9 protein-coding genes are annotated in these 12,006 nt (G+C 52.4%); 6 read left to right on the plus strand and 3 right to left on the minus strand.

Going from position 1 to position 12,006, the window contains the following annotated elements:
- Positions 1-24 precede the first annotated feature (24 nt).
- The 5 genes from FJ867_RS22480 to FJ867_RS22500 all read left to right on the plus strand — a co-directional run bounded on the left by FJ867_RS22480 (position 25) and on the right by FJ867_RS22500 (position 6,164).
- Complete coding sequence (locus FJ867_RS22480) at positions 25-810, plus strand: ABC transporter permease (protein WP_140818621.1); 786 nt, start codon at positions 25-27, stop codon at positions 808-810.
- Positions 810-2,045, plus strand: coding sequence for an ABC transporter ATP-binding protein (locus FJ867_RS22485; protein WP_140818623.1), 1,236 nt, complete (start codon positions 810-812; stop codon positions 2,043-2,045). The genes FJ867_RS22480 and FJ867_RS22485 overlap by 1 nt, the downstream gene beginning before the upstream one ends.
- A complete protein-coding gene (locus FJ867_RS22490) occupies positions 2,042-3,493 on the plus strand; it encodes a hypothetical protein (protein WP_140818625.1) in 1,452 nt (483 codons plus the stop codon). Before FJ867_RS22485 ends, FJ867_RS22490 begins: the two co-directional genes overlap by 4 nt.
- Positions 3,494-3,594: 101 nt before the next feature.
- A complete protein-coding gene (locus FJ867_RS22495; RefSeq protein ID WP_181168411.1) occupies positions 3,595-4,761 on the plus strand; it encodes a glycosyltransferase in 1,167 nt (388 codons plus the stop codon).
- Between the two features lie 302 nt (positions 4,762-5,063).
- Positions 5,064-6,164, plus strand: a complete 1,101-nt coding sequence (locus FJ867_RS22500) for a glycosyltransferase family 1 protein (protein ID WP_181168412.1) — start codon at positions 5,064-5,066, stop codon at positions 6,162-6,164.
- Between the two features lie 76 nt (positions 6,165-6,240).
- On the opposite strand, the gene FJ867_RS22505 is transcribed toward FJ867_RS22500, so the two are convergent.
- Together FJ867_RS22505 and FJ867_RS22510 are read right to left on the minus strand one after the other, a co-directional pair.
- Positions 6,241-7,218, minus strand: a complete 978-nt coding sequence (locus tag FJ867_RS22505; RefSeq protein WP_140818631.1) for an FkbM family methyltransferase — start codon at positions 7,216-7,218, stop codon at positions 6,241-6,243.
- A gap of 102 nt (positions 7,219-7,320) precedes the next feature.
- The gene (locus FJ867_RS22510) at positions 7,321-8,124 is read right to left on the minus strand and encodes an FkbM family methyltransferase (protein WP_140818633.1); all 804 of its coding nucleotides are present in this window, start codon (positions 8,122-8,124) and stop codon (positions 7,321-7,323) included.
- Positions 8,125-8,560: 436 nt separating this feature from the next.
- Here FJ867_RS22510 and FJ867_RS22515 point away from each other — a divergent pair, with 436 nt between their 5' ends.
- Entirely contained in the window at positions 8,561-10,759 is a 2,199-nt protein-coding gene (locus FJ867_RS22515; protein ID WP_140818635.1) for a hypothetical protein, read from the plus strand.
- Positions 10,760-11,122: 363 nt separating this feature from the next.
- Here the strand turns inward: FJ867_RS22515 and FJ867_RS22520 are convergent, their stop codons facing one another.
- Positions 11,123-12,004 (minus strand): hypothetical protein, encoded by an 882-nt coding sequence (locus FJ867_RS22520; RefSeq protein WP_140818637.1) that lies wholly within the window; start codon positions 12,002-12,004, stop codon positions 11,123-11,125.
- Positions 12,005-12,006 lie beyond the last annotated feature (2 nt).

Below are 12,006 nucleotides of genomic sequence, written 5' to 3' on the forward strand. Positions count from 1 at the left end.
TAACAGCGCACAAAGGTCAAACCTATGTTCCGAAGCCTATGGCACTATCGACATTTCGTCATTTCCTCCATCAAAGGTGAACTGCGCGGTCGTTTTGCACGTTCGCGCCTGGGGGCGCTTTGGTTCATTCTCCACCCGCTCGCACAATCTCTGATTTTTTCGATCGTTCTCGCGGAAGTCATGCGCGCCCGCATGCCTAATAGCGACAATACGGCCGCCTATCCGATCTATCTCCTTTCGGGCATGGCCGCCTGGGGTCTTTTCAGCGAGATATTGAACAGGAGTATCGGCATCTTCATCGAGCAGGCTTCTGCAATGAAGAAGATTGCTTTTCCTCGTCTCTGCCTTCCAGTGATCATTCTGGGAAGTGCGCTCATTAATCACGTCCTTTTGCTTGCCGCGATCATGATCATATTCCTTTTTTTCGGCCATTTTCCCGGTTTGGCATGGCTGTATCTCGTTCCTGGAATGCTGGTAATTTCAGCCATGGCATTCGGCATCGGCGTTTTCCTGGGGGTGCTGAATGTATTCGCGCGCGACGTCGCTCAGTTCATGAGTGTTTTCATGCAGCTTTGGTTCTGGTTCACGCCTATCGTTTACTTGAGAAGCGTCGTGCCCCAGCATTTTCAGTGGCTGCTTGCGTTTAATCCCATGACGCCTCTGGTCGGGCTCTATCAAGACGCCCTCCTGCTCAACCAAGGGCCGCACTGGACAAGTCTCCTGCCCACCGTTGTGATCGGCGGCCTTGCGATGCTGCTCTCCTTTACCGTGTTTCGCCGGGCGAGCCCTGAGCTGGTGGATGCCCTCTGATGCCGTTAGTCCTTGACGTCTCCCACGTGGGCAAGTCCTACGCCACATACCGCAGCAATCTGCAAAGATTTGCCAACTGGTTCGGCGCGTCCATCGCGCCGCAAAGCGAATTCTGGGCAAACCGGGACGTCTCCTTCCAAGTCGAGCAGGGAGAGGCCGTCGCACTGATCGGGCAGAATGGCGCCGGAAAAAGCACGCTGCTCAAGATGATCACCGGCACCGTTCGTCCGACAGCCGGATCGATTACGGTGACCGGCAGGGTCAGTGCCATTCTCGAACTGGGTCTCGGGTTCAACCCCGAGTTCACCGGGCGTCAGAACATATACCAGGCGGGGGGGCTGATGGGCTTTTCCCAACAGGAGCTGACGGCCTTGATGCCCAGCGTCGAGGAGTTCGCCGAAATCGGCGAATTCTTCGATCAGCCCACCAGAATCTATTCGAGCGGTATGCTAGCGCGCCTCGCCTTCGCACTCGCCACGGCGAAACGACCCGATATCTTGATCGTGGACGAGGTTCTTTCAGTGGGCGACAGTTACTTCCAGCACAAGAGCTTCGACCGGATAAGGCAGTTCAAGGCGGAAGGCGCTTCCATTATCCTGGTCACTCACGGCATGGGCGACGTTCGAGCATTAAGCGACCGGGTGATCCTTCTCGACAAGGGCAAGATTCTTAAGGACGGCAAGCCGGACGAAGTCGTCGACTACTACAATGCGATGATCGCGGAGCGGGAGAACGCGAAGCTGTCCATCGAGCAGAAGCGAAACAAGAATGGATGGTCCTATACAGAATTTGGCAACGACCTCGCCAAAGTCGAGGCCATCGACGTCTATCATCCAGATGGTGAAACGCCGATAAAGGTGGCGCGCACAGGCGAAGAATTGGAAATCCGAGCCCGTATCACGATAAATCGCGATCTTGACCGCCTTGTCATTGGGCACCGTATCGCCGATCGGACCGGCCAGATCATTTGGGGCAGCAATACCTGGCACACAAAGCAAATCATCGAAAAACCCCGTGCTGGACAGGTTCTACTTTCGACGCTGCGTTTCAATTGCGCTCTCGGTCCCGGCTCCTATGCCGTCTCATTTGGCCTTCACCGCGATGATACGCACCTGACGGAGGTCTACCACAAGGTCGACAACAAAATTGTCTTCGATGTTGTAAATACAGATCATCCATTTTTTATGGGGACCACACACCTCAACGCGTCCTTCGAGTTGGATTTCGTTTCATGAATGAATCGGGTCGCGACCCCTTATTTATTCATTCGCTCCACAGAAGCGGCAGCACGTATCTTTTCAATGCGCTAAGGCGCGTAAAGCATGACGGCAAGCCATGCTATACTTGCTTTCAAGAGCCTATCCATGAAATAGCACTTTATTCGCGCTATAATCCTGATTTACTCTTGCCATTTGAAGGCTCAGGCTCGTTTCAGCGAACCGCGCGCCACCCTGAGCTTGAAACGCCATATTTCCAAGAGCTTTACGATCTCCATTCCGCTTGGAAAGATGTCATATCGCCCGAGATAGTCTACTCCGGTTATTTTGGCGGCGTCGCAGTGGGCGCAACGTCGGCCTATCTTAGGGCGATCATAGAAGCCGCTCCAGCTCAACCGATCATTCAGGAATGCCGAACACCGCTCCGGATAGCTGTTTTAAAAGAGCAGCTTGGCGGCTCTCATGTTTTTCTCTGGCGCAATCCCTGGGATCAATGGTGGTCACTGAAAGCGACCGACTATTTCGACACGGCACACCAAGTTATCTTGAATGCTCCGGGAGCTCCCCGCGTCATTTCCATTTTAAGGGACCATATCGGCTTTGAGGCCTGTGACGAAACGAGCATATCCGCCCAATTTTCATTTTACGGATTGCGACGCCCCTCGGCCGAAGCGAGTTATCTTACATATTTTACACTATATATGCTCACGATGTTGGAGGCACGGCGGGCAGCCGATTTCTCGATAAATATCGACCAACTTTCGTCGAGCTCCGATTATCGTGAGAAAATTTTGGAGAAGTTCGACTCTCACCGCATACAAGGGGTGGACTTTTCCGACTGTCGTGTAGCCCAGGCGCCGTACGACAAACGAGATGCGGCTTTTTTCGAACCACTCGAGCAGCGGGTAGTGCAATGGCTCAACGAGGCGGGCCACGAAACCGAGCAAATTTCTGACGTCCAGCGACTTCGAGCAGAGAGTGCACCCCCGCCGGGAACTCGCTCGAGAACTAGCCGGTTTCCGGGCGAAATCTGGCGCCTCAGGGATGTTCTGATCCGCACAGAAAATAGAGAGGCCGCTGCTCTGCGCGACCTGAACGGAAAGATTGCCTCCCAGCAAGCGGAACTTACCAATCTGCACCAGCGGAACGCAGAAGCCGAACGCGTCAGAGCGCAGTTGGAAACCGGTCTAGTTGAAGAGCAAAACGCGAAAGTTGCTCAGGAGGCTCAACTCGCCGAGGAACGAAGCGCAAAGGCCGAATTGGAAATTCGCCTTGCCGAAGAGCAAAACGCGAAATTTGCTCAAGAGGCTCAGCTCGCTGAGGAACGAGAGGCAAGATTGCAGTTGGAGGCCCGCCTCGCTGAAGCTTTTGCTTCGGTCTCCTGGCGGGTCACAAGGCCGTTGCGATCTGTGAACCGTAAAGCCCAATGGAGATGGGCTCAGATTCGCCGAAAGTTTTCGTCCTAATCCCTCGCCAATCAATTACAGGCAAAATGTTCATGACCAAGCCAAGGACGGTCCTACTTCTAAGCACCTACCCCATTGCGGTCCCGCAGCACGGAGGACAGGTGCGCCTCCTCAATATCAAGCGGGCCTATGAGAGCGCCGGGTGGAAAGTCACCCCCCTAGCCGTATACCCTGAAGAGGGCTACCAGAAATCGAGTATAGGACCCGATGACATCTTATTTCCTTTAGATAGTCCCCACAGACTTTTCAACGGCAGGCACGTTCCGTTCGTTACGGACATCACATCGGGTGCATTCGCCAGCAGTGAAGATGGCGGGTTACCTCAAATACTGGCGAGTATTTCGGGTCAGATTGATGTCATCCATGTTGAACAGCCATGGTTATGGCCGCTGGCTAAAATCCTGCGAGAGCGTCAACAATATTCTTCGTCGCTTCTTGTCTATGGATCGCAAAATATTGAAGCTCCGCTGAAACGTGGGATCTTCAATGATTGGAATGTTGTGGAATTTGAAGACGCAATTGAAGCGGTTGACCGGCTTGAGAGGCAGGCTGCACGAGAGGCCGATCTAACTATCGCAGTTACGCAGGACGAAGTTGACGTCTTGACGAGTTGGGGGACGAACAACGTCAAATTATTACCCAATGGAATTGAACCTTGGCAAGCCGATGAGGAAGCAATTGCAGAGTGGCGACAGAGGCTTCCGAAACAACCCTGGCTCCTCTACGTGGCGAGCGCACATCCACCCAATTTTACAGGCTTTGCGCAGGTCTTCGGAGGATCGCTCGGCTGCTTTCCTCCAACAAGCAAGCTGGTCGTTGCGGGCAGCGTAACCGAACACATTTATCGAGTGATGAATAATACGAAATGGTCGACATTGAATCTGTCACGGCTACAATTGTTGTTCCCACTACCTGATCGTGACCTTGCTGCCGTTAAAACGCTGGCTCACGGGTTCATATTGCCAATACCTTTTGGGGGCGGCTCGAATATTAAAACCGCAGAAGCTTTGTATTCTGGGGCATATGTGGTCGGCACGCCATCTGCCTACAGAGGCTTCGAATCATTTATCGATCTGCCGGAAGTGTTTGTGGGAGGTAATGCAAAAGAATTTCAACGAGCAATCAGGGATGTCCTCATTCGCCCGCGAGCTTCACCTTTGCAGGCAGGGTCCCAACAATTGGAACGTCGTAAAAATTTACGGTGGGACGTTTGTTTGGCTTGCTTGCCAGCGATGGTTAAGAAACTGAAATGCGAAAAGTGTGCGTAGTGAATAAAATCTGGCTTGATGTTACCTCAATACTCCAGTGGACTCGCCCTGCGGTTGGGGTCATTAGAGTTGAAATGGAATGCGGAAAATATGCTCTTGACCACTTAGAGTCCGCTGTCGAATTCTGTCGCTTTGATCGGAAGGCTGGCTACATAAGGGTTACAGGCTCCGATCTACGACGCGCGATAGACAGAATTGGCCATGTTCACCAAACGCTCGTTGCATCATCGGCTGACGACAGCTTGGTCACACGCCCTGCCGTTCCCTTGATCCGCAGACTGGCCTCAGTCGTTCGGCGGATTTTGAACAAACTGCCGGGTGGGTTTGGTGAATCAATGTTTCGTTTTCTGGCCGTCAGACGAGAAGCCGCGGAGGCCAGCATAAATGGCCTTCGAGAATTCCGAAGGGCTGTTCGCGCATGGCGCAGTCCAGCGGCCCAAACACTTTCTCTGCTGGAAAATTCGAGGCCCCAAACAGACGGCGTCCTCTTTTCTCAGGGAGATGTCTATGTCTCGCTTGGATTGGATTGGGATCAAAAAGACCTTACCTTCGTTGCCGAACGGAAGGGACTTCTGGGCTTCAAAACGATATTCTGCTGTTATGATCTAATCCCGGTAAAATTTCCTCACCTTTGCGTTGGTGATGTAGCCGCAAAGTTCGCCCGTTATTTTGCTGATCTTGCCTGGTGTGCGGACGAAATTGTAAGCATTTCCGAATGCAGCAAACGTGACTTACTCACTTTATTGGAAGAGCTTGGAACGCCTGTACCAAAAACTACCGTTATCAAGCTTGGAAGTCATCTTCCAACATCCAATAATGCTGGCGTTTCTACTCAAACAAAGGAGGCATCTGGTGATCGTTTCATCCTTTTCGTGTCGACGATCGAACGCCGGAAAAATCACGAAACGCTTTATCGCGCATATACGCGCCTGATGGACAAGGGAGTCAAAAACCTGCCGAACCTCGTGTTCGTCGGCATGCCTGGCTGGGGAGTAAACGACTTTCTCGCGGATCTCCGATTTGATAACCGCGTGAAGGATCTCGTGAAAGTGCTTACGAATGTGAGCGATGCGGATCTTAACTGGCTCTATAAAAATACGCTGTTTACTGTCTTCCCGTCACTGTATGAAGGTTGGGGGTTAGCTGTCGCCGAGAGCCTTGCCGCAGGAAAGTTCTGCCTTGCCTCAAATGCAGCTTCGATTCCGGAAGTCGGCGGCGATCTGATAGAGTACCTCGATCCATGGGACGTTCAGCAATGGGCAGAGCGGCTGGAATGGTACTTCGACAATCCGTATGCTTTGACACAAGCGGAAATGCGGATACGGAAAGAGTACGATGCTCCAACCTGGGAAGACACGGCTATTGCGGTTTTCGGTAGAGCTCAGGCGTTGCTCGCGTCGTGACATCCGTCAGAGCACGATTTGATTCGGGGCCAGAGCACTCAGTATCATATCGTTGATACTTTCTATCCTTGACTGCTCACTTAATCCGCGGGTTTAACCAATACTGCCCGCCGTCTCTTGTCGTCCAGCCGGTAATCTCTTTTCTATCTTTTGTATAGTTGAACCTGGTGGGTCTTTCACGCACCAGCGTCCATGCATTGGCATGAAACAATTCGAGCAACTCGCCCTCAATTTTTCGCGAGTGAGTTCCGACAAAGATACATCGGACTTTTTCATTCAAGACATCAATTGCCGATGAAAGAACATCCCCCTCCATTCCCTGAATATCAACGTGGATCAAATCTGTAACGCCCTCCGGCAACAAGTCGGAAACCGGATATCCCTGAACCTCCTCGTGTTCAACGACACGACCCAGATAGTCAACTGCTACGGTGCCATTCTCAGTTCGACCTCCGTTCTCCGCAGCGCTCGCGACTTTTGGAAAGTAGAGAGTACACCTTCCGGTTGCAACAGCTCCATTGACCAGCCTGATATCTGCCGAGTGCCCGGAAATCCCGTTCTCAGCGAGATGACCCTCAATAAGACCAAACAGATATTTGCTCGCTTCTACAGCCGTTATTGAGATATTTTTTCGCGCAGATCGTTTCGCCAACACGGCCGAAAAACAAGCCCAAGGGGCGTAGGAGGCACCGAACTCTGCCATAGTAAATGAATTGGAAGGCGCACGCTCGAGCGCATCGAGCGTTGCAAAATATTCGATTGCTTCCGCACGTAGTTGATCGTCGGGGATTGGCGGCAAGACGTGTACGGAACCTGACATGTGGGACGCCCAAGGATGGAGGTGCGCACTGGTACGAACGCCAAAGTAGTCAATGATTTTACCTGCCTCAGGGGCAGATTGCACTGTGTAGTTGGCGAAAAGTCTAGCGTCTTGCTCTTCCCACCCCCCAAAGAAATCATCACCAAGAACGGCTCGTGCTTCGATGAACTGCTGCAGACGATTTCGCTTTGAAGCCATTCGTTCCACTTTAGACAATTTCAAAAAGCTAAACATAAATTCTCTACCTGACGCTACATGAAGATGGATGCACCCACACTATCTTGCGGGTGCGCTGCCGTGCCTTTGGGGACCTTCGTCGCGCCATGATCTGCCTTTTCAAGCGAAGAGAGCAGGCCAGCTATGGGCCTTCTCCTTCGGCACTAAGAAAAAATCCCAATAGGATCGGTCGCAGACGTACGCCCATTCCTCACGCGATCGTATCAGGTTACCGAACAGATCCGAGATTTGATACCCCCTTTCATCGGTCCAATGATAAAGGCTTTCAGCAGTTAGGCCATAGAGGCTATAGGCAGGCTTCCCGTACTCAACACTGACGACGGGGCGGGTTCGAGCAAGGACGGTGCGACCGCCATTCAATACGGATATCTCGTGGCCTTCTGTATCGATCTTGATGAAGTCGATTTTTGGGGTACGCGGAAACTCCGTATCGAGAGTGCTGATCTCAACCTGTATGACCTTTGTGCCTCGATCGCCTTCAGTCTCGCGTTCCTTAAACCCAGATTCGCCTATTGCCTTTGTCATATGCAGGAACTGGCCACGGCCAGGTTCAGTAGACAGTGCCTTCTGGCGCAAATCGATGCCCTGGCCGTGTCGGGAATGAACAATGGCAGCAAAATCCGGGACAGGTTCAAAGCCGACAACAAGCCCGGTTGCCCCTACGCATTCTTTCAGTCGACCGAAATGGAGGCCGTGGTTAACGCCAATATCTAAGGCTACGTCGCCAGATTTCAGGAACCGGCGATAGCCCTCAGTGAGAAGGTCCTCATATTGGGGAATCACGCCAGCTTGATGAAGCTTATAGCATTCGTCGGCCGTGTCAGCGGCTGTTTTGCCGCTGATCGTCGGAGATGTTCTACTTGAAAGCCATCGTGCCAGATAGGATCGTGCTTTCCGTATCATCTGCTCCTCCGCTACGCCCGTGAATGGCGGGCTGGCTTGTCGGATCGACGACGTCCCGGCCTAGCCAATCGCCCTCCCTAGAATAGCGCACCCTTGAACAGCAAACCACCATCGCTGCAGCGTTGGGCTCAACTGCGCCGGGCGCGGACGCTCGGAGCCATGGACGGACTCAGCACCTTGAGATTGTGTCACCTATCTAGTAGACAGCGACCATAGGGGTAGGAATGCAGTATTTTCTGTCTTCCGTCACCTTGAGAGTTGGAGACTGGCGAGAGCCTTGCGGCAGGAGGTTCTGGCTTGCTTCAAGTGTGGCCTCGATTTCTGGGAGTCGGCGCCGATCTAATAAAATACCGGCTCCCTGGAGCGTTCAGCGACGGGTAGAGCGCCCGTAGTGTATTCCAACAATAAAAATGCTTTAGTGCAAGCGGAAATGCGAATGCCGGAAGAATACGATGCTCCCAATTGGAAATTATTATCTATAATGTCCTTCGGAAGGCTCAATCGTTATTCCATTTTTGATAATTATGGATGCTATGCACTGATTGCTTTAGTCGTTGCAATTTTCTTTCTCTACAGTTTCGATTTTACCGGCCCATCATACTTGGCAGACGAGATCGGTTACCTCGCAAATGCCGCAGCCCTTGCTGGATACGTCAGCGACAGTGCAAGCAGCTATCAATTTGGATATTCGTTGCTAATTTCTCCTCTTTTTCGGATGACGAACAATACAGATGTAATTTGGCACGGAATTGTTGCCGTCAACGCGTTATTATTTTCTACAGCTTTCTTTCTACTATACAAATTATCCTTTGATTTCGAACCTAGCCTGAGCCCAGGATATCGGCTCTCGATCATCGCATTGTGCTCGGCATATCCTGCGTGGATTTCGATTTCAGGTTACGCCTTTTCGCAAAGTGCATTTGTTTTCGTTTTCATGCTGGCTCTTACCTTCCTCATTCATGCGGTGAAAGGGCAGACACACAGATTGCCGTGGCATGGGCTATGTGTGGGCTATCTGTTTGCAATCCATGTCACTGGTGCAGTCGTTGCGCTGTCTTCTTTCGTTGTCATTTTCTGGCTGGGACTCAGTACGCGGAAGTGGCGTCCGGTCATCCTATCGGCATCGGCTACGCTCGTTGTCATTCTAGGGTACAAAGTTTTCTTCCACCCTTGGATGGTTGATCTAATGACACCAGATCAACAATCTCCGGCGATACATTATCCGTCGATGACGGCTGTTCTACTAACCCTTGCTCACAGAGCCACTCTGATCGAGACGGTCATTCGATCTCTCGGCACGTTCGCCTACCTGTCGATAGCCACGATCGGATTTCTGACGCAAGGGATAGGGGCAGCTATCAGCCGGCTATGGACCGCGCGAACCCATCTAAAGCCTGTCGACCCAATTCAAATCTCGATGCTATTCTGTTTGTTGAGTCTCGCGGGAATAGTCCTTGTGGGATCGATGATGTTCACCGACACCCGATCATACCGCCCAGATCATTGGATGTATGGGCGGTACGCAGAGGGCGTTTTGCTGCCGCTTCTCTTCATAGGATTTGCGACAGAACGCAGATTGGTATGGGTGGTTTCTGCTCTTCTTCTTCCTCTGATATTTTTGGCAACCTTATCGACCAACAGCCAAACACCTTGGATGTACACCGTCGCAAAAAACTGGGGTTTGAGTGAAATCAATACCAGTGGATTTTGGCCGTTTGCCATGTCAGGTTATGCGCCGTTCTGGTGCGCTATAATCATAGCGTCTCTAATATCCGCCGTTGTCCCCCTGTTGCCTCGGTCTCTCGCGACAATCGCTGTCGCTGCATTCTTTGTTATGTGCATGGCAATCCAGTGGTTCCACCACGAGAAGGCCTTTAAAACGTTCGCTAGGCCGTCCGGGCTAACGGAATTTGTCAGGTCTAATTGGCGAACCGGATCATGCCTTGCCCTCGACACAAGCTTGCCAGACGGCGCCACAGCGGTTCAATATCAGCGATTAGCGCTATATAAGTACTACCTTTTCGACTACGACATTCAGCGGATGACCTACGATGAATGGAACCAAAGATGTAGCGGCCCGAGGCTATCGTTTCGCATATCAATATCCGACCAGTATAAAATTCCCGTTGTGGCCAAGGAGGCAGCCTACGGATTGATGGTTTGGTCGCACAAGCCTCTACCGGCATATGGCAACACGTATGCTGGGCTTTTCACTGGCGACGATCCCTGTGTGACAAGCAGTTGCTTCGACGAGGATGCGTATAACATGGCGCAGTTCACCAATGTCGGTAAACTCTCTGACGATCACCTTATGACTACGACAACTGAAGGCGTGTTGATATTCGGACCATACCTACCAGTCAGATCGGGAACTTATCGATTTACAGCTTCTGGAGATTTTGCAGATACTGAGGGCCTTTATGCAGATGTCGCAGTTGAGGAAGGCAAAACACTCATGTTCGGAAAACGCTTCTCTGGAATTATCGTCAATGACATTTTATCGTTCGATTTTATCGCTCCACGAGCTTTCGATGACTTTCAGGTTCGTCTTTTTGTGTCCGACAAGACAAAAATAGCTTTGAAATCGTACGCTATTCGACCCATCCCTGAGGCAGAGCTAACAAACATCAGGTGAGAAGATTTTTATGCTAGCTCGCGTTATGTCTACGAAAGTCGTTCCAAAATTCGGTTACTCCACATCATGGAGTTCGACGATCGGACTGACTCAAAAGTGACTGCGAAACCCCAATGTCGGGTTTGGTCTAACTAGCCCTCTTTCAATCGCTCTGGGCGCCACTCATCGGCCTTTTCGTCGCCCGCATTTCCTGAATTCCTAAACACTTCTCGTGACCCTGGCGACATCTGAGGGAGAGATCGATTGTCAGACAACAAGCACTGCTCGATAGCACGATAGCGGAAGGGCCTACTCCAGACGACCAAAAGGCTAGATTAAGACTATCGCTCGCCTGATAAAACGAAGACGCGCCCGGCTGTGCCTTCAGCGTTGTTGCTGGGTTGTCCGATAAGATCGGCCGGCGATCTGCCCGCCGACAAAAAAGAGAAGGTCGCCGATGACAGTGATCATTCGCCCGATTACCACTGCCAATAGAATCACCGGGCCAGGGCTGAACCCGCCAAGAAGGAAGAGCAAGACGGCCTCCCTGACACCGACACCTGCCGGCGCGCCCGGAGTCAATAGTCCCGCGAGCCAGGCGATTACATAGGCGCCCGCTATCGCAGGAGCGAGGATGAAGTCGCGGGAGCCGCCGGCAAGATGATAGGCCGCCACAAAAACCACGCCCGAGAGCGCAAGAAACGCGATGTAGAGCATGGCGGCTGTGCCCAAATCGGCGCCGCCGACGCGGGCAACCAACCAGAGCGCGATCGCAATTGCCGCGGTGAAACAAATCCAGCCGACCCAGCCTGGGACATTGGCCACGGCCAGCGGCAGCGCAAGTGGTGAAAACAGGAGCCCGCCTATCGTGAGAAAGGCCAGTTCCCAAACAGTCGACTTCGCCAGCGGACCGTTACCGATGCCGGCCGCGACACCAATGGCCTGCCGGCCCGCGAACTGGAAGATGTTGCCGGGAACGTATTTGGCGAGCTGCGAGATTGCGTAGGCGTGAATAGCCCAAGGCCGAGAGAGCGGAACACCGAGGTGGCGCATGAGCCGCTGCCAGCCGAGAGCCAGCAACAGATTCGACGCTCCGTATAGCCCGGCCAAGGCTGCCACCGCGGCATAGGCGCCAACCCCCATCCGCTGGAAATCAATTTCGCCGGCGTAAGTGTAGAGCCTGTTTCCCACGAAAACGACGCCGGCCAATCCCAAGAGAGCCCCGACGCCATTAAGCCATCTTCTGGCGCTCGGGTCGAGCGCCATCG

It is taken from the genome of Mesorhizobium sp. B2-5-3 (assembly GCF_006441005.1).
Classification (GTDB): domain Bacteria; phylum Pseudomonadota; class Alphaproteobacteria; order Rhizobiales; family Rhizobiaceae; genus Mesorhizobium.